We start from the raw sequence: 25124 nt of genomic DNA on the forward strand, positions 1-25124 counted from the left end.
CAAGACGCGGCCGGTGGCTCTTGTCAGAGTGCTTTGGCCGGGGTGATGATCATGGCTTGTTCATCGCGTGCGAAGGAGCCTGCCATGACTACCGATATTGCCTCTCGCCTGAAAGTCATCACCGGCGATATCACTGCGCTTGATATGGATGCCATCGTCAACGCCGCCAACCATAGCCTGATGGGTGGCGGGGGCGTCGACGGCGCGATTCACCGCGCCGCCGGTCCGGAGCTGAAGGCGGCCTGCCAGCGGCTGCGCGACAGCGACTGGCCCGACGGCTTGCCGGACGGCCAGGCCGCGCTCACCGGTGGCTTCAAGCTGCCGGCGCGCTATGTGATTCACACCGTGGGGCCGGTGTACGCCAAGAACGAGGACAAGTCCGGGCTGCTGGCCGACTGCTACCGCAACGCGCTGCGCCTGGCCGGCGAGCGCGACTGCCAGAGCATCGCTTTTCCGGCGATCTCCACCGGGGTTTACGGCTATCCGTTCGATGAGGCTGCCCGGGTCGTGCTCCGGGTGATGGAGGAGGAGCTTCCGAACTACCCGGCGCTCAGGGTAACGCTGTGCTTTTTCAGCGAGAACGATGCGGCGGCGTTTCGTCGGGTGGCCGGCCGGGACTTTGCGCAATAATCTTGAACTCGCCTGCCCGGGCGTGAAGGGCGTCGAACTTGCCGCGCGGGCGGCTGTCTTCATGGCAACCCGACTACCTGGAGTGCCCCATGTCTTCTACTGCGCCAAGCCCTCAGCCGCCGCCGTCGTCCGTGACATCGCCGGCAAGCGCCGCGCCAACGCGCCCGTCGTCCGACTGGACGAGCTGGGGGCAGTGGCTGGCGCTGATCACCATGACGCTGGACCACGTGGCGCGCTACATGGCCACGGGGAGCTGGGGGCTTGGCTGGGTCGACAGCACCGTGGGGCGCATTGCCTTTCCGCTGTTTGCCGGCATGGTGGCCTGGCACGGCCTGTTTAACACGCGCAACCCGGTGCGCTATGCCCGCCGGGTGATGGTGATTGGCGTGGTGGCCCAGCTGCCCTACCAGCTGATGCCCCGGGAGGCGCTGGTGCAGTTCAACATCTGCTTCACGCTAGGGCTGGGACTGTTGGCCGGTACCTGGCTGACGCGGCTTCCGCAGCGCTGGCAGCAGGGTTCCTCAGTAGCCGGGCGGATGGCGCTGGAGGCCGTGCTGGTGGCGGTGGCGTGGTACCTGATTGGCCCCTGGGTAGAGTACTCGCACCTGGGGCTCTTGCTGGTGCCGTTTTTCATGCTGGCAATCGGCCCGCTGTTTCGCGCAGGCCCGGCGCTCTCCTCGCGCCTTGGAGCCGTCGCCGCCTGCCTGCCGCTGCTGGCGGTGGCCGGCATGATGAACAGCTCCGATACGGCCAAGTCGTTTACCGTGGTAACCACGCTATGCGTGCTGCTGCTCGCCGCCGGGGCCTGCGCGCTGATTCCCAGGTCGCCCTGGCTGATGCCGCGGCGGGCATGGCTTGCCTGGTACCCCGGGCACTTTGCCGTGATTGCGCTTTTTCTGCTGGCCGTCGGCCAGGCGGATATTGGCCTGTAAACCCGGCCGCCTAAACCGGGGCGCCGCGATAGTAGTGCCACAGAAACAGCGCCCCGGCGCTGCGGTGGGGCGCCCAGTGCTCCACCAGGCGGAGCGACTGGCCGGGCGTGGGGCGCTCATCCAGCCTTTTTAGCTTGCTCAGGGCGACGCGCAGGGCCAGGTCGTCGGCGGGGAAGATATCGCCGCGCGCCAGCGAGAACATCAGGTAGATTTCTGCGCTCCAGCGGCCGAAGCCGCGCAGGGCGGTGATGGCGGCAACGGCGTCGGCGTCGCTCATGGCCTCCAGGGCGGCGGCGTTGAAGGTGCCCGCAAGCTCGGCCTCGGCCAACCCTTTCGCATATTCCACCTTGCGCCAGGAAAGCCCGGCGTCGCGCAGCGTCTGGCCGTCGACGGCGGCAACGGCCCGGGCGCTTAACGCCGGCAGGCGCTCCTTCAGGCGCCCGCTAATGGCGCTCGCGGCCTCGGTGGATATCTGCTGGCTGACAATGGTGCCGAGCAGGGTGGCAAAGCCCTTGTCGCGCCGGCGCGGTTCGGGTACGCCGACCTGGGGCAGCGCCCGGGCGATATCGGCGTCCTGGCCGGCTAGCGCCTGCAGGGCATGTTCAAGGTCACCGAGTTCAAGGTCGCGTTGTGGCATGGTATTTTCCTGTGTTTGCTAATGTCGGCAATAGCCATCGTTCAGGAGTCTTCATGCAGCAGTCAACGCCCGGCCGTGCCGCCCATCCCCGTCTGGCCGAGTTTTCGCTGGCGCTGGGCGGGTTCGGCATCGGTACCTGCGAGTTTGTCATCATGGGGCTGATGAACCGGGTAGCGGAAGACCTGGCCGTGACCGTCCCCCAGGCGGGCTATGCCATCAGCAGCTATGCGCTGGGGGTGGTGGTCGGCGCGCCGCTGATCGCTGCGCTTGCCGCCCGGGCGCCCAGGCGCGGGCTGCTCATGGCGCTGATGCTGCTGTTTGCCGTGGGCAACGTGGCAAGTGCGCTGGCGCCGGGGTTTGTCTCCTTTGTGGCGCTGCGCTTTGTTGCCGGGCTGCCCCACGGCGCCTACTTCGGCGTGGCCGCGCTGGTGGCGGCCGGGGCTGTGCCGGTGGACCAGCGCGCCCGGGCGGTGTCCCGGGTGATGCTGGGGCTCACCGTGGCCATTCTCATCGGCGCGCCGCTGGGCACCTGGGCGGGCAACCAGTTCGGCTGGCAGATCGCCTTTGCCGCGGTGGGCGTCAACGCGCTGATTACCGCGCTGTGCATCCGTCTGTGGGTGCCGGTGCAGCCGGTGGATGAGGCCGCAAGCCCGGTGCGCGAGCTTTCTGCGCTGCTTAAGCGCCGGGTGCTGATGACCCTGGCGGTGGCCTGCATCGGCTGTGGCGGCATGTTCGCGATTTTCAGCTACGCCATGCCCACGCTGACCCGCCAGGCGGGCATGAGCGAAGCCCTGGGGCCGCTGGTGCTGGCGGTGTTTGGGCTGGGCACGCTTGCCGGCAACGTAGTGGGCGGGCGCGCCGCGGACAGGAATCTGCTGCGCGCCATACCGTGGATACTGGTGTGGTGCGCGGTGGTACAGGGGCTGTTTTTCTTCGCGGCTGACAACGTCTGGACGGGGCTTGTCTCGGTGGCGCTGGTGGGCACCAGCATTGCCCTGGCGCCGGCGCTGCAGACCCGGCTGATGGACGTGGCCGAAGAGGCTCAGACCATGGCCGCCTCGCTCAACCACGCCGCGTTCAACGCGGCCAACGCGTTGGGGGCGTGGCTTGCCGGGCTTGCCATCAGCGCCGAGCTTGGCTGGTCGAGCACTGGCCTTGTCGGCACCGCCCTGGCGCTTGTAGGGCTTGCGCTGTTCGCGCTGGGGCAGCGCATGGAGCGGCGCGGAGGCGGCAATATCTCTACAGTCCCCAGGCCGGATATGCGATAATCCGGCGCTTGTATCACTGCGGTAACGGTTGATGACGGGGGCCGCCCCTTACCGGGTGGCTGCGTCAGCTTTTTATTCATCCTGCTGTGTCGCCAAGGCGGCTTTATTGCCAAGGCTAGGGAAGCGCGTCATGTCCCAAGGTACGCTTTTTGTTGTGTCCGCCCCGTCCGGGGCCGGGAAAACCAGCCTGGTGCGCGAGCTGGTCGAGAGCCTGAGCGGTATTCAGGTGTCGGTGTCGCACACCACCCGCGAGCGCCGGGAAGGCGAAGTGGACGGCGTCAATTACCACTTCACCGAGACCGCCGAGTTCGAGGCGATGGCGGAGCGCGGCGAGTTTTTCGAGCATGCCCGGGTGTTCGGCAACTACTACGGCACCTCGCAGCGGGCGGTGCAGGAGCGCCTGGACGCCTGCCAGGACGTGATCCTCGAGATCGACTGGCAGGGCGCGCGCCAGGTGCGCGAAAAGATGCCCGGGGCGGTGTCGATCTTCATTCTGCCGCCCTCCCGGGACGAGCTTGAGCGCCGGCTGGCCGGGCGCGGCACCGATGTCCACGCGGTGATCGAGCGGCGCATGCTGGATGCGGTCAGCGAAATGGTGCACTTTGATGAATACGACTACATCGTCATCAACGATGACTTCACCACCGCCCTTGAGGAGCTGCGCGCGCTGGTCATCAGCCGGCGGCTGACCACGGCCCTCATCCGCGAACGCCACACGCCGCTGCTCGAGGCGCTGCTGTCGTGACGCGCGCCGCTTGTCACGGGAGTCCGGCGTCGAGTAGGCTATCCGTCTCAACGTAACGCTTGTTACCCCTTTGTGCCCGGGTCGATGCCGCATCGGCTCGGCGAATGACTATGACAGGAAGATGCCCATGGCTCGTGTTACCGTCGAAGATTGTCTGGACAACGTGGAAAACCGCTTTCAGCTGGTGATGATATCCAGCCAGCGTTCGCGCCAGCTGGCGCGCGGATCTCGGGATTCCCAGCTGCCCTGGGAAAACGACAAACCCACCGTCATGGCGCTGCGCGAGATCGCCGCCGGCCTGGTCGACCGCAGCGTGCTTGACGAGCCGGTAGAGGCGCCGGTGCGCCCGCGCCCGATGGACACCGGCGTGCCCGCGGACGAATAGCGTCCCGGCACTCCCTGATACCCACAGAGGCGCGGTGAATGTTTACCATTGATGACCTGGCGGATCGACTTGGCGGCTATCTTCCCCCGGACGAAATCCAGCAGGTCAAGCGCGCCTTCTACTACGCCGAGCAGTGCCACGACGGCCAGCATCGCCGCTCCGGCGAAGCCTACGTGACCCACCCGCTGGCGGTGGCGACCATCCTTGCCAACATGCACATGGACCATCAAAGCCTGATGGCAGCCATGCTGCACGACGTCATCGAAGACACCAGCGTCGACAAGCCGGCGGTGGAATCCCAGTTCGGCGAGGCGGTCGCCGAGCTGGTAGACGGCGTCTCCAAGCTCACCCAGATTGCCTTTGAAGACAAGGCCGTCGCCCAGGCGGAGAACTTCCAGAAGATGGTGCTGGCGATGTCCCGGGATATCCGCGTGATCATCGTCAAGCTCGCCGACCGGCTGCATAACATGCGCACTTTGGGGGCGCTGCGGCCGGACAAGAAGCGCCGCATCGCCCGGGAAACCCTGGAAATCTACGCCCGGGTGGCCGGCCGGCTGGGCATCAACACCATCCGCATCGAGCTTGAGGATCTGTCCTTCCAGGCGATCCACCCCATGCGCGCCGAGCGCATCAAGCGCGCCGTGGTCAGCGCCCGGGGCAACCGCCGCAGCGCCATGCGCCAGGTGCAGGACACCATGCAGCAAAGCCTTGAGGACGAGGGGCTTGGCGGCACGGTCATGGGGCGCCAGAAGCATCTTCTGTCGATCTACCGGAAGATGCGCGATCAGCGCAAACCCTTCGCCGACATCATGGACGTGTTCGGCTTTCGCATCGTCACCGACGACGTCGCCAGCTGCTACCGTATTCTGGGCGTGGTGCACAACCTCTATAAGCCGGTGCCCGGGCGCTTCAAGGACTATATCGCCATTCCCAAGGCCAACGGCTACCAGAGCCTGCACACGACGCTGTTCGGCCCCCGGGGTATGCCCGTGGAAGTCCAGATCCGCACCCGGGAAATGGAGGCCATGGCCAACAACGGCATTGCCGCCCACTGGCTTTACAAGGCGGGTCAGACCGACCATCCGATCGCCGAAGGCAGCCGCGAGCGGGCGCGGTCCTGGGTCAAGGGTCTGTTGGAGATGCAGCGCCACGCCGGCGATTCGCTGGAGTTCATCGAGCACGTCAAAAACGACCTTTTCCCCGACGATATCTACGTGTTCACGCCCAAGGGCGACATCATGGAGCTGCCCCGGGGCGCCACGGTGATCGATTTCGCCTACAGCGTGCACACCGATATCGGCAACAGCTGCATCGCCTGTCGTATCGACCGCCAGCTGGCGCCGCTGTCGACCCGGCTGGAAAGCGGCCAGACCCTGGATATCATCACCGCGCCGGCGGCGCGCCCCAACGTTGCCTGGCTCAACTTCGTGGGCACCGCCAAGGCGCGCTCGGCTATTCGCCATGCGCTCAAGCATCAGCAGCGCAACGAGGCGATCCACCTGGGCCGCCGGCTGCTGAACAAGGCGCTGTCGGGGTTTGACACCAGCGTTGAGGCGCTGGACGACGCCGTGGTCGGGCGCGCCCTTGAGGAGCTCGACGTCGAGGACATGGATACGCTGCTGGAGTCCATCGGGCTTGGCCGGCACATGGCCTACGTGGTGGCGCGCCACCTGATCGACCTGCTCGACGGCCAGACGCCGGCCAGCAGCGAGGTCAAGAGCCAGCAGCCCGTGGTCATCAGCGGCAGCGAAGGCATGGTCACCAACTTCGCCCGCTGCTGTCACCCGCTCCCCGGCGACGACGTGGTGGGCCACCTTTCCGCCGGCAAGGGGCTGGTGGTGCACCGCGCCGAGTGCAAGAACCTCATCGACAAGCATCACCCCGACAAGCTGTTTACCCTGGAGTGGGCGGAGGATATCGACGAGGATTTCCTCGTCGCGCTGCGCATCGAGGTGGAAAGCCGCCGGGGGCTGGTGGCCGAGCTTGCCGGAGTAGTCACCGACGCCGATGCCAATATCGAGCGTATCGGCATCGAAGAGCGCGATGCGCGGCTGTCCTCGGTCAATCTGACCCTGGCGGTCAAGGGCCGCGTGCACCTGGCGCGGATCATCAAGCGTATCCGCAACCTGCCCAACGTGGAAAAGATCTACCGGCTGGTTCAGTAGCCCGGCACGTCATTCGTTTCCCCTGCGATCCGGCGCACCGCGCCAGAGTACGCCGTTGTTGGCATCTATCACGTTGTTATCCACCAGTTTTCATCCATCAGTTTTTATCCGCCAAGGAGATCAACCCAATGAGTAACAAGGCAGCCATCAATAGCGAAAAAGCCCCGGCGGCGATCGGCCCGTATTCCCAGGCCATCAAGGCGGGTAACACCGTGTACATGTCCGGGCAGATCCCGCTGGACCCGGCGACCATGGCGCTGGTGGAAGGCGACGTGGAGGCCCAGGCGCGCCAGGTATTTACCAACCTTAAAGCAGTGTGCGAAGAAGCTGCCGGCAGCCTGGGGGATATCGTCAAGCTCAACCTCTATCTCACCGAGCTTGAGCACTTTGGCGTGGTCAACGCCGTGATGGAAGAGTTCTTCACCGAGCCCTACCCCGCCCGCGCGGCCGTCGGCGTCAAGGCGCTGCCCAAGGGCGCGCGGTTCGAAGCCGAAGCGGTGATGGTGCTGGGCGATTAAGCCGCGCCGTTGCCAATGTCCCTGCAAAGCGTCGGGAGTGCCTCTGTTTGGCTCTCCCGGCTTTTTATGTCTGCTCCGACGTCTGTTCGGGTAGAAAGCCGCCTTCCCTGAGCACCTGGGCGTAGCCCTCGCGGAAGGTCGGGTAGCGGAAATCGTAGCCGCTCTCGACGATGCGGGTATTGTCGCAGCGCTTGCTGGCGCGCCGGCGCAGGGGCGACTGCATGGTCTCGGTGGCTGCGACCTCGAGCATTTGGGCCATCCAGCTCATGACGTTGTGCTGGGTGGCAGGCTCGCTGTCGCTGCCCAGATACAGCGTCTCTACGCTATCGCCGCGCTCCTGGTGCTGAATCAGGTGGTAGAGGATACCGGTGCAGTCGTCGCGGTGGATGCGGTTGGTGTAGATTTCCGGCGTGACCGCGGCGACCCGGCCTTCGGCGACCTGGCGGATCAGACGATCGCGCCCGGGGCCGTAAATGCCCGAGAAGCGCACCACGGTGCCGGGAATGGCGTGATCCAGCAGGGCACGTTCGGCCTCGCGCATCAGCAAACCGGAGAAGCTCTGGGCGCTGGCCGGGCTCTGTTCGCTGATCGCTTCGCCCTCCTGCTGGCCGTAGACGCTGGTGGAGGAGACGAAAAATAGCCGTTTGGGCGGCGTTTTGTGCTGCTCGAGTACGCCAAGCACGTGCTTCAGGCCGTCCGGATAGGCGCGCTGGTAGGCGCTTTCTTCAAAGCGGTCGGCGCTCACGGTGTAAATGACGTAGTCCGCCTCGGGCAGCGCGTCAGCGCCTTTGCCGTCGAGAGTAGCGAGGTCCAGCGCCAAAGGCTCGATGCCGGTGCCGGCCAGGGCGTCGGCGTGGCGGCGCACGCCGGTGACCCGGTGGCCTTCGGCCACCAGCTCGCGCCCGAGCGTGGTTCCCAGGTCGCCACAGCCGATAATCAGTACGCTTGGTTTCACTATTTGACTCCTGTTGGACAGGCGCTTTTGACAAAGCGCTCCCTGTTGATAGACCCTCACTATCAGACAGGGCTTTACTCGACGAGAATGCCGCCAGCACGCTTATCACGGGAGGATGCCACGGGCACCACCATGACTCTAACAGAACTCCGCTATATCGTAACCCTGGCCCAGGAGCACCACTTTGGCCGCGCCGCCGAGCGCTGCCACGTCTCCCAGCCGACGCTTTCCGTGGCGGTCAAAAAGCTCGAGGAAGAGCTCGCCGTGCCGCTGTTCGAGCGCTCCAAATCCACCGTGCAGGTGACCCCGCTGGGCGAAAAAATCGTCGCCCAGGCCCAGCGCGTGCTGGAGCAGAGCAGCATGATTTATGCCATGGCGAGCGAAGGCAAGGACCAGCTGGCCAACCCTTTGCGCATCGGCGCGATCTATACCATCGGGCCTTATCTGTTCCCCCACCTGATCCCCGAGATTGCCCGGGCCGCGCCGCAGATGCCGCTGTACATCGAAGAGGGGCTCACCGGAGCTCTGCGCGGCAAGCTGCGAAGCGGCGAGCTCGACGCCATTATCATCGCGCTGCCGTTTACCGAGACCGACGTGCTCAACCGCCCGATTTACGAGGAGCGCTTTGAGGTCCTGCTCCCCGCCGACCACCGCTGGGCCGAGCGCGAGGCCATCCACAAGGAAGACCTGCTGGACGAGCGCCTGCTGCTGCTGGGCGAAGGCCACTGCTTTCGCGACCAGATTCTTGAAGCCTGCCCGGCGATTAGCCAAAAGCTCAATAGCCCCAGCAATACGCTGATTGCCGAGGGCGGCTCGTTGGAGACCATCCGTCACATGGTGGCTTCCAAACTGGGTATCACCGTGCTGCCGCAGTCGGCGCTCGGCAGCGAGAACCACGAGCACTCGATGCTGATCAGCCGGCCGTTCGTGCCGCCGGCGCCGTCGCGCACGGTGGCCATTGCCTGGCGGGCAAGCTTCCCCCGGCCCCAGGCCATCGAGGCGCTGATCCGCGCCGCCGAGCGCTGCCGGCAGCCGGTCAACGGCGCCGTAGAGGTGGCATGAGCTCCCTTGACGCGCCGGTCACCGCGCTCAAGGGCGTGGGCGAGGCGCTGGCCGTAAAGCTTAAGCGACTTTCCATCGAGCGGGCCAGCGACCTGCTGTTTCACCTGCCGCTGCGCTATCAGGACCGCACTCGGCTAACACCCATGGGCACCCTGCACGCCGGCCAGGAAGCGGTGATCGAGGGCGAGGTCACCGCCGGAGACGTGGTCAAGGGCCGCCGGCGCAGCCTGCTGGTGCGTCTGCGCGACGGCAGCGGCATTATCAGCCTGCGGTTTTTCCACTTTGCCCCGGCCCAGCAGCAGCAACTGCGCCCCGGCGTTCGCGTGCGCGCCTTCGGCGAAGCCCGGGCCGGCGCCACCGGGCTTGAGCTTTACCACCCGGAATATCGGCTGGTGGACGCGGGCGCCCAGCCCCCGGTCGAAGAGCATTTCACCCCGATTTACCCCACGACCGAAGGGCTCAACCAGCCGCGCCTGCGCGCCCTGGTCAAGCAGGCGCTGGCGCTTTTGGAGCGCCAGCCGGAAACCCTGCCCGAGGTGTTGCCCGATGCCCTGCGCCAGCGCTTTCGACTGCCCGGGCTGCACAAAAGCCTTGAGTTTTTGCACCAGCCGCCGCCGGATGCGGACATCGAACAGCTGGGCGCCGGCAAGCACCCGGCCACTCGGCGGCTGGCGCTGGAGGAGCTTTTAGCCCACCGGCTTAGCCTGCGCGAGGTGCGCCAGCGCATCCAGCAGGACGGCGCGCCGGCGCTCTCCGACGGGCGCGGCCTCCAGGCGCGGTTCTTGACCCAGCTACCCTTTGCGCTGACCGGCGCCCAGCAGCGGGTGCTCGAAGAAATCATCCTCGACCTTGCCCGCCCGGCGCCCATGCTGCGGCTGGTTCAGGGCGACGTAGGCTCGGGCAAAACGGTGGTGGCCGCCATGGCCGCGCTCGCCGCGCTGGAAAGCGGCTGCCAGGCGGCGATTATGGCGCCCACGGAGATTCTCGCCGAGCAGCACTACCGCTCCTTCCAGGCGTGGTTCGAGCCGCTGGGCATCGAGGTGGCCTGGCTTTCCGGCAAGCTCAAGGGCAAGGCGCGGCTGGATACCAAGGCCGCCATTGCCGACGGCCGCGCGCGCATGGTGGTGGGCACCCACGCGCTGTTCCAGGACGACGTGCACTTCCAGCGCCTGGGCCTGGTGATCATCGACGAGCAGCACCGCTTCGGCGTCCACCAGCGCCTGGCCCTGCGCGAAAAGGGCGAGGCCGGGGGGCTCACGCCCCACCAGCTGATCATGACCGCCACGCCGATCCCGCGAACGCTTGCCATGAGCGCCTACGCCGACCTTGACGTCTCGCTGATCGACGAGCTGCCGCCCGGGCGCACGCCGGTAAAAACCGTGGTGGTGGCCGACGAGCGCCGCCCGGAGGTGGTGCAGCGCATCGAGCGCGCCTGCGGCGAGGGCCGCCAGGCCTACTGGGTATGCACGCTGATCGAGGAGTCCGAGGCGCTGCAGTGCCAGGCCGCCGAGGTAACCCGGGACGAGCTCACGGAAGCGCTGCCCGGGCTCGCCGTGGGCCTGGTGCACGGGCGCATGAAGGCCGCCGAGAAGGCCGAGATAATGACCGCCTTCAAGGAAGGCGAGCTGGACCTTTTGGTGGCCACTACGGTGATCGAGGTCGGCGTCGACGTGCCCAACGCCAGCCTGATGGTGATCGAAAACCCCGAGCGGCTCGGGCTTTCCCAGCTCCACCAGCTGCGCGGCCGGGTCGGTCGCGGCAGCACCGAAAGCTTTTGCGTGCTGCTCTACCATCCGCCGCTTTCAAAAAGCTCGCGCCAGCGCCTGGGCGTGATGCGCGACACCACCGACGGCTTTCGCATCGCCGAAAAAGACCTGGAAATCCGCGGCCCCGGCGAGGTGTTGGGCACCCGCCAGACGGGCCTGGCGCAGATGAAAATCGCCGATCTGGAGCGCGACGCCGACCTGCTCGATAGCGTCAGCGCCCTGGCCGCCGAGCTCCAGGGCAACGCAGACGCGACCACGGTGCTGATCCGCCGCTGGCTGGGCGACGCTGCGGGCCGCTACGGCCAGGTGTAGCGCCTCCGCCGGGCATCCGCCATAAAAAAACGCGGCGCCTCGGTGACTGGCCCGAGGCGCCGCGTTTTTGTGCCGTGCCGGAAAGCGTGGCCGCCGGCTAGAGGTGCTTGAGCAGCTTTTGCAGCCGGGTCATATCGGCGGAGTCGCCTACCAGGCGCACCTTGTTGTGCCGCATGCCGTCGAAAAACGCCCGGGAAGTGGGCTTTTTCAGCACCTTGAAGGCGGTGTCGGCGTCGGCAAAGCGCAGCTCCAGATCCAGATCGGTGGGCAGCCCTTTGCCGCTGTGGATAGCGGCCGGCGTCATGCGGTAGTGGCGGGCGATGGATAGGTCTTCGGTGGCAATACCGAAGTCCAGGCCGCGCATCTTTTCCAGCTGTTCGGCAAAGCGCGGCTTGCGACGCAGCGCGCGCTTGAGCAGCAAGCCCAGAAGCCACAGCGCAAGCCGGAGTTTCATCAGGAAACCGCGTCCTTGAGCGCTTTCCCCGGCTTGAAAGCCACGTTCTTGCTGGCCGGGATCTGCAGCGGCTCGCCGGTCTGCGGGTTCTTGCCCGTGCGCGCGGCACGCTCGCGGACGGTAAAGGTACCAAAGCCGATCAGCGCCACGTCGTCGCCCTGGGCGACGCTGTGGGTAATTTCATCCAGAATTACGTTGAGTACCTGGCCGGCCTTGTCCTTGGACAGGTCGGCGCTTTCGGCGATGGCCGCAGCCAGTTCGGGTTTGCGCATACGATATCTCCCTTGTGATGGATCAAGCGCGTTGTTTGTGATTATAACCGGAGCGTGGCAAGGCCCGTGCCGCTATGGTTGGCAGAACGGCCCAGAGCCGGCGCCCGCAGGCAGCAAACGTCAGCCTAGCAGCGCCGGTGCCGCTCTGGAAAGCTTCACTTTCCTTTTCACGCAGTCCCCTGTCAACGCGAAGCCCAGCAAACGCCCGTTTTTATCCTCGGCAAGGGCGCTGATGTTGTGACCGTCGGCTTCGATCCGCCAGTGCGCCGGCGGCGTCAGCGGCGGGTAGGCGACCACCGGCAGCAGCGGGGTCTTGACCACCACCGGCCAGGCGCCAAAGCGCACCGGGGTGGGCGTGCCGCTCAGGGTTTTGGCCAGCGCCTTGGCGCTTGCCTGCAAGGGCTGTACGTACATGGCGCTGACGCCGTCGATGCAGACCCCGTCGCCCAGCGCGTAAACGCGCGGGTGAGAGGTGGCCAGGGTGCGGTCCACGACAATGCCGTCCGCTACCACCTCGAGTCCGGCGGCCTCGGCAAGCTCGGTGCGCGCTACCAGGCCGGTAGCGAGCAGGGCGACGTCGGCGCGCAGCGTCTCGCCGTCATCGAGCTTGAGGGCCAGGTTATCGTCGGCGTCGAGGCCTAAGTGCTCGGGCGTGCGGCCCAGGTGCAGCGCCATGCCCGCCGCGTGGAACGCCTCGCCCAGCGCCCGGCCCGGGGCCTCGGGCAAGAGCCGGGGCAACGGCGTGGATTCCGGGGCCACCAGGCTGACCCGGTGGCCGCCGGCGTGAAGGTCGTTGGCAAATTCGCAGCCGACGAGCCCCGCGCCGATTATCGCGACCCGGGCGGGGGCGTCGCCCAGGGCAGCGTAAAAGCGGCGATAGTCGTCGAGGTCGTTGACGCTGAAACAGCGCGGGGCAGCCTCGGCAGGCAGGGAGAAGGGGAGGCGCGGCTCGGCCCCGGTGGCCAGCACCAGGGTAGTAAAGGCAAGCGTCTGGGCGCCTGCCGCGGCTTCATCGCCCGTATCTCGCGATCTGAGGGTAAGCATGCCGGCGTCGGGGTCGATGCCGGTGACGATGGTGTGCGTCCACAGCGTGGCGTCAAGCTCGTCGGCGAGAGCGGCGGCCTTTTGCTGGGCCAGCCGATCCGGCGGCAGGCGTTTGGCAAAGCCGGTGGACAGCAGCGGTTTGCTGTAGGCGTCGCCGCTATCCTGGCTGATCAGCGCCAGCGTGCGGCTGTCGCCTGTCTGGCGCAGCGCCCGGGCCAGGCCGACGCCGGCCATGCCGGTACCGATGATCACCAGCTCGGCGTGTTGAACAGGCATGTTATCCCCTGAATCCGGAAAGTAAGTGGCACGATAAAAACCGCCTGCACGGTAAGGCCCTATCAGCGCATGGAGAAGCCCATGTTACACTAGCCGCCTTTAACTCTGGGGGAGCAGCGCGGTGAAGGATAACGTCCGGCGAAGCAGTATAGCGCCCGGCCTGCCCGTGCGCTGGCGCCCGGCAGCGGCAGCGCGCCCGCTGATGTCGCCGCGCTGGTGGCGCTGGGTGGCCTCCACGGACTCGCTGACCGCGCGGCTGATCAATGCGGGCGGCTCCCGGCAGTTCAGCGTGCGCCTGCTGCGCCAGGGCACGGGCTATCCGTTTGCCGACGAGGCCCGGGCGCTGGGCATGGCGCCCGGGCGGCTTGCCTGGCGGCGCGAAGTGGCGCTGTGCCTCGACGGCGTGCCCTGGGTGGTGGCGCGCTCGGTAGCACCGCTCGCCGCCCTGCGCGGCCAGCGGCTGTATGCGCTCGGCGAGCGCTCCCTGGGAAGCTGGCTGTTTGCCCAGCCGGGGCTTGTCCGCCGCCCGCTGGAAGTCACCCGAGCGCCGCCGCGGTTTGTGGCCGTGCCCAGCCTCTGGGGGCGGCGCTCGGTGTTTCGCCACCGCCGGCTGGCGCTGCTGGTGCAGGAGTACTTTTTGCCGGCCATGGCCGAGGCGTTGGCATTGCCGCCGACCTGACGCCGGACGACGTTTACCTGTAGCCGGCCTTTACCCGGGCCGGTTCTGATCACGACGAGGTAGGGCATGAACCGTTCATTGCTGCGGCCCACGGGGCTTTCCCGGGTAGCGGATTTTCTTCACCTGACCCGGCTGGACCGCCCCATCGGCACCTGGCTTTTGATGTGGCCGACCCTCTGGGCGCTGTGGCTGGCCGCCGACGGCGTGCCCGGCCGCGGCGTGGTGCTGATCTTTGTCGCCGGGGTGTACGTCATGCGCGCCGCGGGCTGCGTGATCAACGACTACGCCGACCGTTACGTGGACGGCCACGTCAAGCGCACGACCCAGCGCCCGCTGGCGACCGGGCGCATCAGCGAGGCCGAGGCCAAGGGCGTGTTTGCCGGGCTGGTGGTCATCGCCTTCCTCCTGGTGCTGATGACCAACCTCTTTACCATTCTGCTCTCCCTTGGCGGGGTGGCGCTGGCGTTTATCTACCCCTTCATGAAGCGCTACACCCATCTGCCCCAGCTGTTTCTCGGCGCGGCGTTCTCCTGGGCGATTCCCATGGCCTACGGCGCGGTGCTGGGGCAGGTGCCGGTGGAAGCCTGGCTGCTGTTCATCGCCAACGTGGCTTGGACCGTTGCCTACGACACCCAGTATGCCATGGTGGACCGCGACGACGATTTGAAGATCGGGGTAAAGTCCACCGCCGTGCTGTTTGGCCGTGCCGACAAGCTGATGATCGGGATTTTTCAGCTGGTGGCGCTTGGCTTTCTCGGCTGGACCGGCTGGCGGCTGGCGGCGGGCGGTTTTTTCTGGCTGGGGCTTGCCGGCATGGCCGCGACCTTTGTTTACCAGCAGTGGCTGATCCACGAGCGCGCCCGCGAGCGCTGCTTTCAGGGCTTTCTCAATAACTTCTGGTCGGGGCTGATCGTGTTTGCCGGGATTGCCCTGGGCCTGTGGCCGGCGGTGGGTTAGCCGCTGCCGCATCGGCGTATCGTGAGGATGCTGCATGACCGCTCAAACCGTGTTGCTGGTCGAAGACGAAGTCTCCATCCGCGAGATGCTCGCCGTGGCGCTGGAAATGGCCGACTACCGGGTGCTCGAGGCCGGCAACGCTCAGGACGCCCACGCCATGATCGTCGACCAGCGCCCGGACCTGGTGCTGCTTGACTGGATGCTGCCCGGGGTCAGCGGTATCGAGCTTGCCCGGCGGCTGAAGCGCGACGCCGCCACGGCGGAGCTGCCGATCATCATGCTCACCGCCAACAGCGAAGAGGACAACAAGATCCAGGGGCTGGAGGCCGGCGCCGACGACTACATCACCAAGCCGTTCTCGCCCCGGGAGCTGATGGCCCGGCTCAGGGCCGTGCTGCGCCGGGCCGCGCCGCCGGGCGGAGAAGACGTCATCGAGGTGGCGGGCCTGCGGCTGGACCCGTTGAGCCACCGGGTCAGCGTTGACGGCGTGCCGCTGGAGCTTGGCCCCACCGAGTACCGCCTGCTGCTGTTTTTCATGACTCATCAGGAGCGTGTCTATACCCGCCGCCAGCTGCTGGGCGAGGTCTGGAGCGACAACGTCTACGTCGAGGAGCGCACCGTGGACGTGCATATCCGCCGGCTGCGCAAGACCCTGGGCCAGCCGCACAAGGCGCTGATCCAGACGGTGCGCGGCACCGGCTACCGCTTCTCCCCCCAGGTGTAGCGCCGTATGCGGCCGTGGCTTTACGAATTCGCCTATCTCGCCGGGCTGGCCGCGCTGGGGGCGGGGCTTGGCGGCGTTTTCGGCCACGCCTTTGCGGGGCTGGCTCTGGGGCTGGGCGCGGTGCTGGGGACCCACCTTTACCGGCTCGGGACGCTCTACCGATGGCTTGCCCGCTGCCCCGACAAGCCCCCGCCCCGGGCGCCCGGCCTCTGGGGCGACGTTTTTGCCCGGCTGGCTCGGCCGTCGCCGCTCGATGCCGCCGGCGAGCGGCTGCCGGTCGCCGGGGACGCCGCCCGGCTGAACCGCCTGGAGCAGATGCGTCGAGACTTCGTCGCCAACGTGTCCCACGAGCTGCGCACGCCGCTCACCGTGCTGGCGGGGTATCTGGAAACCTACGGCGACCTGGCCGAAGCGCTGCCGCCCAGGCTCGGGCGCGGCATCGAGCAGATGCAGGCCCAGACCGCGCGGATGCAGAACCTGGTAAACGATCTGTTGCTGCTCTCGCGGCTGGAGATCGACCAGGGCGGCGAGGATCACGCCTGGCTGTGCCCGGCCAAGCTGCTCGAGCGCATCGCCGGAGAAACCCGGGCGCTTTCCGCCGACCGCCAGACGATCGCGGTAGAGGGCGCGGCGCCGGGGCTAACGCTTTTGGGCAGCGAAGAGGAGCTGCAAAGCGCGATTTCCAATCTGGCGTTCAACGCCGTGCGCTATACCCCGGCGGGCAGCCGCATCGTGCTGCGCTGGCGCCGCGAGGCCGGCGGCGGCGTGATCGAGGTCGAGGACGACGGCGACGGCGTCGATCCGGCGCATATTCCCCGCCTGACCGAGCGTTTCTACCGCGTGGACAAAAGCCGCAGTACCCAAAGCGGCGGCACCGGCCTGGGGCTTGCTATCGTCAAGCACGTGCTGCTGCGCCACGACGCCCGCCTGGAGATTGAGTCAGGCCCGGGCGAAGGCGCGCTGTTTCGCTGCGCGTTTCCCCCGGCCCGGCTAAGCGGCGGGTAGCGCCTGGCGGTAGTGGGCGTCCCACATCAGCACCGCGCCGGCCACGGCCCCGGGGATCAAGAACAGGTTGGCCAGCGGTATCCAGGTGATCAGCGTCACCGCGCCGCCGTAGCTCAGGCTGTGCCAGGGGCGGCGGGCGAGCCGGCGGCGCATGTCGGCAAAGCTGACCTTGTTGTTGTCCATGGGGTAGTCGAGATAGGCAATGGCCATCATCCAGGCGGAGAACAGCGCCCACAGGAAAGGCGCTAGCAGGTTGACGGCGGGGATCCAGCTGATGATGAACAGCACCGCCGCCCGGGGCAGTATATAGCCCAGCTTGATCAGCTCGCGGCCCAGGGCGTCCACGGCGGTTTTGGCCAGGCCGCGGTCGTCCAGCGGCTCGCGGCCGGTGGCGACGACTTCCACCTTTTCGGCCAGAAAGCCGTAAAGCGGCGCGGCGATCAGCTGGGTGACCAGGGTAAAGGTAAAAAATATCACCACTAAAAGGCACAGCACGAACAGCGGCCAGATAAGCCACGACAGCCAGTCGAGCCAGCCCGGTACCAGGCTCATCCAGTAGTCGACCCAGCCGCCGAAACGCTGGATGACCACGCCCAGCAGGGTGACGTAGACGACCAGATTGATCGCGATGGGGGCAAAAACGTAGCGCCGCAGCCCCGGACGATAGACCCAGCGCGTGCCCTGGGCGATGGCTTCAACGGCGTTCAGCATGGCATGACCCTGTGTGGCGATGAGCGAAAGCGCGTATTGCAGGGCCAATAGGGCCCGAGGTCAAGCGTTTCTGCTGCCCGTCTGGTTCAAACCGCTGATCTCCTGTGGTTAACTGCAGCGCCCGGGTAGACGGCAGCCCCCGCGAAGGCGGCGGCCGCTTCCCCGGCGGACAACAATAACCGGTAGAAGCGATAGCGACATGACACTGGAAACCAACGACGCGCCGCCTCCCGGCGGCGTGGATGACATTCCTGCCCCCGACGGCCAGCTGACGCTGAAGCTGCCGGCCACGCGCCAGGAGGCCAACCTGTACGGCGACATTCCCGGCGGCTGGCTGGTCAGCCAAATGGACCAGGCCGCCGAGCTCGCCGCCGGGCGGGAAGCCGGCGGGCGAACCGCCACGGTGGCTATCGAAGCCATGGACTTTTTGAGCCCGGTGCGAGCGGGCTCGGTGGTGAGCCTTTTCACCCGGGTGTGCGAGGTCGGCCACAGCTCGATCAAGATCGACGTCGAGGTCTGGGTACGCGCGCCCCACGAAGGCTGCCACGAGCGCCTCAAGGTCACCGAGGCGCGCTTTATCATGGTGGCGCTTGATGACAACGGCCGCATCCGTGCGGCGCATCACCAGGGCTGACCCAGGCCTGCCGGGCGGCTAGCCGCGGGTTAGCGCGTCCCGGGTCTTTAAGTAGGCATACTCGCCGGTATCGGTCACCGGGCGTACGGTCTGCTGGAAGGCGCGGTAGGAGTCGTGGATCTTCTTCGACGCCGGGTCGTCGGCTACCTGCTCTTCGATAACCGCATTAGACGCTTCGTAGAGCGCCCGGGTGACGTCGTCGGGGAAGGTGCGCAGCTTGATGCCGTGCTCGTCCACCAGCGCCTTCAGCGCCTGGGCGTTGCGGAAGGTGAACTCGCTGATCATCGCCAGGTTGGCAGCCCGGGCGGCCTCGGTGACCACGGCCTTGAGGTCGTCGGGCAGGGCCTTCCAGGCGTCCAGGTTGACCGTGCCCTCAAGCACCGCGCTGGGCTCGTTCCAGGCGTTGGTGTAGTAGTAGTCGGCGACTTCGTGCAGGCCGAAGGCCAGGTCGTTGTAGGGGCTGACCCAGTCGGCGGCGTCCAGCGCGCCGGTCTGCATGGAGGTGAAAATCTCGCTGCCGGGCATGTTCACCGTGGTCACGCCGATGCGGTTCATGGCCTCGCCGGCAAGGCCGGGCAGGCGCAGCTTGATGCCCTGAAGGTCGTCCAGCGAGTTGATTTCCTTCTTGAACCAGCCGGCGGGCTGGGTAGTGGTGTTGCCCACGGCGAAGGGCTTGAGGTTGTGCTCGGCGTAAAGCTCGTCCCAGAGCTTCTGGCCGTCGCCGTAATAAAGCCAGGCGTTGGTTTCCTGGGTGGTCATGCCGAAGGGCACGGCGGTGAAAAACTGCGCCGCCGGCACCTTGCCGCGCCAGTAGTACGACGCCGAGTGGCCCATCTGCGCGGTGCCCGACGACACCGCATCAAACACTTCCATGGCCGGCACCAGCTCGCCGGCGCCGTGAACGCGGATGCGCATGCGCCCCTGGGAGAGTATCTCCACTTGCTTGGCAAACTCGCTGGCGCCGGTGCCAAGGGCCGGGAAGTTCGTCGGCCAGGAGGTGACCATGTCCCAGGAGACCGTCTCGTCGGCGCTGGCGGTGGCGACAAAGGGCGCGGCGGCGGCACCGGCGGCACCCAGCCCGGCGGTGGTCAGGGTGTGCTTGAGAAAATGGCGGCGTGGCAGGGTCATGGTGAGGCTCCGGTTGTTATTGAAAGAATACTGCTTTGGGCTAACCAACATGCCGGAGAATAGGGTGGCGAGGGGTTCTACGCCAAGGATGGCGTAGGTAGCGTCCAGGGAGGGATTTACAGCGCCCCTCGCCACCCTATCTTCGGCGGTATTAACCAATCGTCTGGCTTACGATAGCGGAATCAGCTTGGCAAAGCCCAGCACCAGCCATTTGGCGCCTTCGCGCTCGAAGCTGACCTGCACCCGGGCCCGGGCGCCTTCGCCCTCGGCGTTGAGGATGACGCCTTCGCCGAACACCGGGTGCTCCACGACCTGGCCGATGTGCAGGCTGGGCGTGTCGTCGTCGCCTTCCACGCTCTGCTGGCTAAGGTCGGAGGCAGCTCCACGCCGGGGCGCGGTGACCGGGCGCGAGACCTGCCCGCGCAGGCGCACTTCTTCCAGCAGCTCGGCGGGCAGCTCGCGCAGAAAGCGCGACGGCCGGGGGAAGATTTCCTTGCCGTGGAGGCGGCGGGTTTCGGCGTGGGTCAGGTAGAGCTTGTGCATCGCCCGGGTAACGCCGACGTAGGCCAGCCGGCGCTCTTCTTCCAGCCGGCCGGGCTCTTCCAGCGACATCTTGTGCGGGAACAGCCCTTCCTCGACGCCGGCGATGAACACCAGCGGAAACTCCAGCCCCTTGGCCGAGTGCAGCGTCATCAGCTGCACGCTGTCCTCGAACTCCTCGGCCTCGTGCTCGCCGGCGTTGAGCGCCGCTTCGGAGAGAAACGCTTCCAGCGCCACCAGGCCCTCGCCGGCTTCCGGGGCGTCGAAGACATCGCCCTGGGTAAACGCCCGGGCGGCGTTGACCAGCTCTTCGAGGTTTTCTACCCGGCCCTGACCTTTCTCGCCGGGCTCGGCCTGGTGGTGTTCAATCAGCTCGGTGAGGGCGGTGACGTGCTCGATGATCTCGTGCAGGGAGAGGCCGGCGGCGTCGTTGTCCAGCTGTTCGATCAGATTGGCAAAGGCGCGCACGGCGGTGGCGGCGCGGCCCTTGAGCGTGCCGTCGCTGGCGCAGTCGTGGAGCGCCTGCCACAGCGGAATGCTCTGCTCCCGGGCGCGAAGGCGCAGGGTTTCTACCGTGCGCGTGCCGATGCCCCGGGTGGGCACGTTGATCACCCGCTCGAGGGAGGCGTCGTCGTCGCGGTTGAGCAGCAGGCGCAGGTAGGCCAGGGCGTTCTTGATTTCGAGCCGCTCGTAGAAACGGTGGCCGCCGTAGATGCGGTAGGGTACGCCCTGGCGAATCAGCGTCTCCTCAAGCAGCCGCGACTGGGCGTTGGAGCGGTAGAGGATGGCTACGTCCTGACGCCTGAGCCCGGAAGCGGTGCGCTCCTTGATCGTATCGACGATAAAGCGCGCTTCTTCCAGGTCGTTGAAGCCGGCGTAGACCGAGATCGACTCGCCCCGGGCGCCGTCGGTCCACAGGTGCTTGCCCATGCGCTCGCTGTTGTGGCTGATCAGCGCGTTGGCGGCGTCGAGGATCGCGCTGGTGGAGCGGTAGTTCTGCTCCAGGCGCACGGTGTGTACCTGATCAAACTCGTTTTCGAAGCGGCTGATGTTTTCTACCTTGGCCCCGCGCCAGCCGTAGATCGACTGGTCGTCGTCGCCCACCACGGTGGTGGGCGTTTGCTGGCCGGTGATCAGCTTGAGCCAGGCGTACTGCAGGGTGTTGGTGTCCTGAAACTCGTCCACCAGCACGTGGCCGAAGCGCTCCTGGTAGTGCGCCAGCAGCGCGGGGTTGTCGCGCAGAAGCTCAAGGCTTCGCAGCAGAAGCTCGCCGAAGTCCACCAGCCCGCCGCGCTCGCAGGTCAGCTGGTAGAAGTGGTAGAGCTCGACCATCTGGCTCAGGTAGGCATCGCCTGCGGTATTCACCTGGGCCGGGCGCAGGCCCTCTTCCTTGCAGCCGCTGATGAAGCTGCGCACCTGGCGCGGCGGAAAGCGCTCGGCGTCGATGCTGTAGTCCTTGAGCAGGCGCTTGACCAGGCGCAGCTGATCGTCGGCGTCGATGATCTGGAAGTGCTGGGGCAGGCGCGCATCCTGCCAGTGGGTGCGCAAAAGCCGGTGGGCGATGGAGTGGAAGGTGCCCACCCAGACGTGGCGCATGGAAATGTTAAGCAGCGCCTCGAGCCGGGTGCGCATCTCCCGGGCGGCCTTGTTGGTAAAGGTCACCGCCAGCAGCGCATAGGGCGAAAGCCCTTCGGCCTGCATCAGCCAGGCGATGCGGTGCACCAGCACCCGGGTCTTGCCCGAGCCGGCACCGGCCAGCACCAGCAGGTTGCCCTGGGGAGCGCTCACCGCCTCGCGCTGGGCGGAGTTGAGCGAGTCGAGAATCGCCGTCACGTCGTCCATAAAAGCCGCTGCCGGGGGTTGAAAAGTGGGCTGATAGTCTATCATAGCGCCTGCTTTGTGGGCGGTTCGTCAGGCGTATTGGGGCGAGAGTGTAGTGATTGGAACGAAAAGTGCGGCGTCTAGCTACAGGGCAAGAGGTCGAGAGCCGACCTCTTGCCGTATCGGCGGTTTCCCACGGTATCAGGCAGCAATCGCGTCCAGCGGCTTATAGTCGCCTTTAGGCGTGCGGCACCAGATGACACCGTCTGCGACGCCACGTTCTTCTACCGATAATGAGGTGCGCGTCGGACGGCAGCTTGTGCCTTCATCCAAGCTGGCCAGTTTGGCGCGTTCCTGAGCAGAGATGGTTTTCCCGCGCACGTCGGACAAGTAGTCCCCCGCTTGATTGTCATGTGCCGACACTGTTTTGCCATAATAGACTTGGCCCCCGACATCCGTGCGCTGACCACTGCGCCAATCAACGGCACCAGCACGACTTTCATCAGCACGTAGCGCCTCTTGAGTCGTCTGAGCTAGCGACTCCTGCTCTTGCTGATTTAGGTGGTTAGCAAAGCGGTTGCCAACATAGCCGCCCAGGGCTGCGCCCACGGCCATGGCCACAACCTGGCCTTTTCCGCCGCCTATCTGAGAGCCCGCCAGCGCGCCCGCTACAGAGCCTACCGTTGTCCCCAGTGCGGAGCGCTGTTGAGACGAGAGAGATTGGCAGCCGCTGAGAAACAGCGAAAATACCAGTATGGCCATGATGACGACAGCCGGACGGAAAGGGCTTTGCATTTTTTAGCTTCCTTAGTGAGTTGGGGATAGAAATCAAAGGGTATAGGCTCATGGCCTTACTTCAGCCTCTATGGGAAGTAGCGCCGGGTTATCGCTGTCTGCCAGCCTGTCGTTACGAAATCCGAGATGCCCTGACAGTGTATCCTGAGATCCTTCCAGGAAAACGTTCTCCGGGTCTTCAAACAGCAGTGCTGTGGCCAGCTTGCCTTCAAGTTGACAACTGTTGTCCTGGCTGCAAATTAGACGTCCGCTTGTGAAGTGCGCACTACGATTGTCTGTACCCAGGTCAAGAAAGCTATCGGTCAGGCGCCCATTATCACCCTTCATTAATTGCATTCTGCCCTTGAAGGTACGCTCCTCTACCGTCACTTCCATATCGTATTGCGCGACACTTTCAGGCCTGATGGCAGGGACAGACAGCTCACGGGAAAAGTCTCCCGGATAGCCGTTGGAAAGATACACTACCTGCTGCATAAAGCCATTCAGAGCGTCAGCAGCCACCGGATTTTTAAGGGCAGCAGCCGTACCAAAGCCATATACCATGGCCCCCTGGAAATCGAGACGCGGCAGGTCGTCTATCGCCGACGTAGCCGAATTCAAACGCTGCTCGTCATCTCCTGACAAAACCGCGTTTAAATCGACTAAGTCCGAGTTATCTATCATGTCTGAATAGAGGATCACGCGTGTGGGAAGATCACCACCAAAGCGTGCCGCATCCGACTGCAGTGCGCGCAGTAAGTGGCGCTTCCCAATATCTTCGGCTTTACTCTGACGGCGCTGCTGCGGTGCGTCGGCATAGCCTGGTCCAACCTGATCCTGCATCTGCACCGTGATTTCTTTTTTGAGGTCGGGCAGTTGGTCAATGAGATCGTTGGTTAAAAGGCCGCTGATGCCGGAGCCGGCAAAACGGTCATGATAACGCTCTTCGATAACCGGATAGCAAAGCGTAGAACCGTGGGCTTTGGCAGTTCCTTTGGCGCTGTCCAATACCACAATATCCAGCGGCTCAGCGGTGGTCATTGTTTGCTGAAGCATTTGGTTCACAGCGCCGAACCACTCCTGCTCATCCGGTGAGAGCGAGAGCGCCTGTTTATCCACATAAAGCAAGGTGCGACGCACTGGCTTGACGCCTGCTTCTTTAGCAGGCTCACAGATTGATCCCGTGGAACTGCGAAATAGACCCTGTGCTTGTGCGGCATTCATTGGGCCAGCAGCGAGACCTATTATCACCGCCAAAGATAGGGAAAGTCGTTGCCCGTTCATGCTACTGCTTCCTCCATACGGCGCTTGGCTGCACGACGCTCAATAAAAGGTCCAAACTCCATGCGCTTTTTCAGCACTTTGCCGGGTGCTGCTACCGGATAGGTTTCATACTCCTGGGGAGTTAGCGTGCCGTGCTCAAGATCCACGAAGCTCACGTTCAGGTTGCCGGCCTTGATGTAGCCAAGCAGGTTGCGACGATAGGCTCTGAGGTTTTCGTCCAGCACTTCCTTAAGTCGGCCATAGAGCATGGCTTCATGTTCTTGCACTTGCTCACTCATATCCACCAGAAGTCGTCCCTGATTGTTGCGTGAGTTGAGCATGTTGTCGACCTGGTCAATCTGCATGCTCAGATGTTGCTCGCGCTCTCCCATTGCCTTTTCCATACGACGCGACCAAGCGGCAAATTTCTTGCTGGCCGCCAGATGACGTACACGGGCATCGGCAAAGTTGGGATCGCTGTCATGAAACCAATAGGCCACCATCGATCCCAGTAGCCAGACGATGAGATTGCCGAGTAGCGTCATGGCAACAGCGGTATACACTTCGCCTGTCGAGCCTCGCTCGCCGAAAGGGTTGCTACTGTCGAATGCCGATCCGCCCATCAGATCGCTATAAGCCAGCTTGTAGCGCATATAGCCCACCAACGTCATGGCGGCAATAAATAGCAGTGTGGTGAAGGTCAGTACGGTAAAGTTGCGCTTGCGCGTTTCCGAGGTGGCTGCAAAGCCGCAGCGGTGGCTCCACTGTTTGGCTAGACTACCGTGCTCGTGAGAGGCGGCAGCGACCGCCATCGCGACGACGATAACAATGCCCGCGGCAAGATAAGGCTGAGCGAAAAGCGCATTGGCTGCTTCCCAGTTGATCAGCCATTCGACCATGCCGACCAGCGCCAGTATGGGCAGGTAAACCCCCAATTTGACGATTTTGGCATGGCGATTGCCATGACGTTCGTAAAGCCTGTCGTATTCTTCTTCGGCATTTGCCGCTTCGCGGCGATCGTCCTTGAAGCCCTTCTTCTTTTCGACCCATTCCGCACTAATGTCCTGCTTTAAGGTGGTACGCTGCTTCTCCAGAGTGGTTTTGCGTTCCTTGAGGTCAGCCGTTTCTTCCAGCAGTTTGCTGTGGGGAGCAAGAATATTAGTGAAAGCGGTTTTCACCTCGACCCAGCGTGCGGTCTGGCGTAGTAAAGGAAAAAAGACCAGCCCTTCCATTTGTGGCGTATAGCCATATTCGGTTAGCACAATCTGCCCCTGAGAGGTTTGTGCTTCGCTATTTGCCGCTTCTCTCAGTTCTTGACTGAAGGTGGCCTCATCAGGAAATGACCAGCGGAACGCCAGGCATTGCTCCGCTACCTGTCGTACTTTTGCGTCGTCGATGGTTACAGTATCATCCTGGTATTTTTCTTTTTCTTTATCCTGCATATGGCGTCCTTTGCGTACTAATATC

The 25124-nt window shown here is 65.0% G+C and carries 25 protein-coding genes; 14 read left to right on the forward strand and 11 right to left on the reverse strand.

What is annotated here, in order from left to right:
- The first annotated feature begins 84 nt into the window (after nt 1-84).
- Nucleotides 85-630 (forward strand): O-acetyl-ADP-ribose deacetylase, encoded by a 546-nt coding sequence (locus tag RS027_RS08745; RefSeq protein ID WP_311956185.1) that lies wholly within the window; start codon nt 85-87, stop codon nt 628-630.
- A gap of 89 nt (nt 631-719) precedes the next feature.
- Nucleotides 720-1562: a TraX family protein gene (locus tag RS027_RS08750; protein WP_311956187.1), complete on the forward strand. Its 843-nt coding sequence runs from the start codon at nt 720-722 to the stop codon at nt 1560-1562.
- A gap of 10 nt (nt 1563-1572) precedes the next feature.
- Here the strand turns inward: RS027_RS08750 and RS027_RS08755 are convergent, their stop codons facing one another.
- The gene (locus tag RS027_RS08755) at nt 1573-2199 is read right to left on the reverse strand and encodes a DNA-3-methyladenine glycosylase family protein (RefSeq protein ID WP_311956190.1); all 627 of its coding nucleotides are present in this window, start codon (nt 2197-2199) and stop codon (nt 1573-1575) included.
- A gap of 53 nt (nt 2200-2252) precedes the next feature.
- Between RS027_RS08755 and RS027_RS08760 the strand changes: the two genes are divergently transcribed.
- The 5 genes from RS027_RS08760 (at nt 2253) to RS027_RS08780 (ending at nt 7280) form a co-directional block, all read left to right on the forward strand.
- The gene (locus RS027_RS08760) at nt 2253-3467 is read left to right on the forward strand and encodes an MFS transporter (protein ID WP_311956192.1); all 1215 of its coding nucleotides are present in this window, start codon (nt 2253-2255) and stop codon (nt 3465-3467) included.
- A gap of 130 nt (nt 3468-3597) precedes the next feature.
- Nucleotides 3598-4212, forward strand: coding sequence for a guanylate kinase (gene gmk, locus RS027_RS08765; RefSeq protein WP_311956195.1), 615 nt, complete (start codon nt 3598-3600; stop codon nt 4210-4212).
- 127 nt (nt 4213-4339) lie between these two features.
- Nucleotides 4340-4597: a DNA-directed RNA polymerase subunit omega gene (gene rpoZ, locus RS027_RS08770; RefSeq protein ID WP_311956198.1), complete on the forward strand. Its 258-nt coding sequence runs from the start codon at nt 4340-4342 to the stop codon at nt 4595-4597.
- Between the two features lie 38 nt (nt 4598-4635).
- A complete protein-coding gene (locus RS027_RS08775) occupies nt 4636-6762 on the forward strand; it encodes a RelA/SpoT family protein (protein ID WP_311956199.1) in 2127 nt (708 codons plus the stop codon).
- 128 nt (nt 6763-6890) lie between these two features.
- A complete protein-coding gene (locus RS027_RS08780; RefSeq protein ID WP_311956201.1) occupies nt 6891-7280 on the forward strand; it encodes a RidA family protein in 390 nt (129 codons plus the stop codon).
- 64 nt (nt 7281-7344) lie between these two features.
- Here RS027_RS08780 and RS027_RS08785 read toward each other — a convergent pair whose 3' ends face one another.
- Nucleotides 7345-8235 carry an SDR family oxidoreductase gene (locus RS027_RS08785; RefSeq protein ID WP_311956203.1) on the reverse strand — a complete coding sequence of 297 codons (891 nt, stop codon included), beginning with the start codon at nt 8233-8235 and terminating at the stop codon, nt 7345-7347.
- A gap of 132 nt (nt 8236-8367) precedes the next feature.
- On the opposite strand from RS027_RS08785, the gene RS027_RS08790 reads away from it, so the two are divergent.
- Nucleotides 8368-9297, forward strand: coding sequence for a hydrogen peroxide-inducible genes activator (locus tag RS027_RS08790; protein WP_311956205.1), 930 nt, complete (start codon nt 8368-8370; stop codon nt 9295-9297).
- Nucleotides 9294-11375: an ATP-dependent DNA helicase RecG gene (gene recG, locus RS027_RS08795; RefSeq protein ID WP_311956209.1), complete on the forward strand. Its 2082-nt coding sequence runs from the start codon at nt 9294-9296 to the stop codon at nt 11373-11375. Before RS027_RS08790 ends, recG begins: the two co-directional genes overlap by 4 nt.
- A gap of 97 nt (nt 11376-11472) precedes the next feature.
- Here the strand turns inward: recG and RS027_RS08800 are convergent, their stop codons facing one another.
- The 3 genes from RS027_RS08800 to RS027_RS08810 form a co-directional block, all read right to left on the reverse strand.
- Nucleotides 11473-11829 carry a hypothetical protein gene (locus RS027_RS08800; protein WP_311956214.1) on the reverse strand — a complete coding sequence of 119 codons (357 nt, stop codon included), beginning with the start codon at nt 11827-11829 and terminating at the stop codon, nt 11473-11475.
- Entirely contained in the window at nt 11829-12101 is a 273-nt protein-coding gene (locus tag RS027_RS08805; protein WP_311883993.1) for an HU family DNA-binding protein, read from the reverse strand. Before RS027_RS08805 ends, RS027_RS08800 begins: the two co-directional genes overlap by 1 nt.
- 120 nt (nt 12102-12221) lie before the next feature.
- On the reverse strand, nt 12222-13421 hold the full coding sequence (locus RS027_RS08810) for an NAD(P)/FAD-dependent oxidoreductase (protein WP_311956216.1): 1200 nt from the start codon (nt 13419-13421) through the stop codon (nt 12222-12224).
- Between the two features lie 121 nt (nt 13422-13542).
- Between RS027_RS08810 and RS027_RS08815 the strand changes: the two genes are divergently transcribed.
- The 4 genes from RS027_RS08815 to RS027_RS08830 all read left to right on the forward strand — a co-directional run bounded on the left by RS027_RS08815 (nt 13543) and on the right by RS027_RS08830 (nt 16786).
- A complete protein-coding gene (locus RS027_RS08815) occupies nt 13543-14100 on the forward strand; it encodes a chorismate--pyruvate lyase family protein (RefSeq protein WP_311956218.1) in 558 nt (185 codons plus the stop codon).
- Between the two features lie 66 nt (nt 14101-14166).
- A complete protein-coding gene (gene ubiA / locus RS027_RS08820; protein ID WP_311956220.1) occupies nt 14167-15057 on the forward strand; it encodes a 4-hydroxybenzoate octaprenyltransferase in 891 nt (296 codons plus the stop codon).
- 34 nt (nt 15058-15091) lie between these two features.
- Nucleotides 15092-15781, forward strand: a complete 690-nt coding sequence (gene phoB, locus RS027_RS08825; protein ID WP_311956222.1) for a phosphate regulon transcriptional regulator PhoB — start codon at nt 15092-15094, stop codon at nt 15779-15781.
- Between the two features lie 6 nt (nt 15782-15787).
- Nucleotides 15788-16786: a PAS domain-containing sensor histidine kinase family protein gene (locus RS027_RS08830; RefSeq protein ID WP_311956225.1), complete on the forward strand. Its 999-nt coding sequence runs from the start codon at nt 15788-15790 to the stop codon at nt 16784-16786.
- Here the strand turns inward: RS027_RS08830 and cysZ are convergent.
- Nucleotides 16772-17497 (reverse strand): sulfate transporter CysZ, encoded by a 726-nt coding sequence (gene cysZ, locus RS027_RS08835; protein ID WP_311956227.1) that lies wholly within the window; start codon nt 17495-17497, stop codon nt 16772-16774. The genes RS027_RS08830 and cysZ overlap by 15 nt on opposite strands.
- Nucleotides 17498-17696: 199 nt before the next feature.
- Here cysZ and RS027_RS08840 point away from each other — a divergent pair, with 199 nt between their 5' ends.
- On the forward strand, nt 17697-18131 hold the full coding sequence (locus RS027_RS08840; protein ID WP_311956229.1) for an acyl-CoA thioesterase: 435 nt from the start codon (nt 17697-17699) through the stop codon (nt 18129-18131).
- Nucleotides 18132-18149: 18 nt separating this feature from the next.
- Here the strand turns inward: RS027_RS08840 and RS027_RS08845 are convergent, their stop codons facing one another.
- The 5 genes from RS027_RS08845 to RS027_RS08865 form a co-directional block, all read right to left on the reverse strand.
- Nucleotides 18150-19259: a TRAP transporter substrate-binding protein gene (locus RS027_RS08845; RefSeq protein ID WP_376717590.1), complete on the reverse strand. Its 1110-nt coding sequence runs from the start codon at nt 19257-19259 to the stop codon at nt 18150-18152.
- Nucleotides 19260-19427: 168 nt separating this feature from the next.
- A complete protein-coding gene (uvrD, locus tag RS027_RS08850; protein ID WP_311956245.1) occupies nt 19428-21641 on the reverse strand; it encodes a DNA helicase II in 2214 nt (737 codons plus the stop codon).
- 180 nt (nt 21642-21821) lie between these two features.
- The gene (locus RS027_RS08855; protein WP_311956231.1) at nt 21822-22415 is read right to left on the reverse strand and encodes a YMGG-like glycine zipper-containing protein; all 594 of its coding nucleotides are present in this window, start codon (nt 22413-22415) and stop codon (nt 21822-21824) included.
- Nucleotides 22416-22463: 48 nt separating this feature from the next.
- Complete coding sequence (locus tag RS027_RS08860) at nt 22464-23678, reverse strand: hypothetical protein (protein WP_311956232.1); 1215 nt, start codon at nt 23676-23678, stop codon at nt 22464-22466.
- The gene (locus tag RS027_RS08865; protein ID WP_311956233.1) at nt 23675-25099 is read right to left on the reverse strand and encodes a hypothetical protein; all 1425 of its coding nucleotides are present in this window, start codon (nt 25097-25099) and stop codon (nt 23675-23677) included. The genes RS027_RS08860 and RS027_RS08865 overlap by 4 nt, the downstream gene beginning before the upstream one ends.
- Nucleotides 25100-25124 lie beyond the last annotated feature (25 nt).

It is taken from the genome of Halomonas garicola (genome assembly GCF_031935715.1).
In the GTDB taxonomy this organism is placed as follows: Bacteria; Pseudomonadota; Gammaproteobacteria; order Pseudomonadales; family Halomonadaceae; genus Vreelandella; species Vreelandella garicola.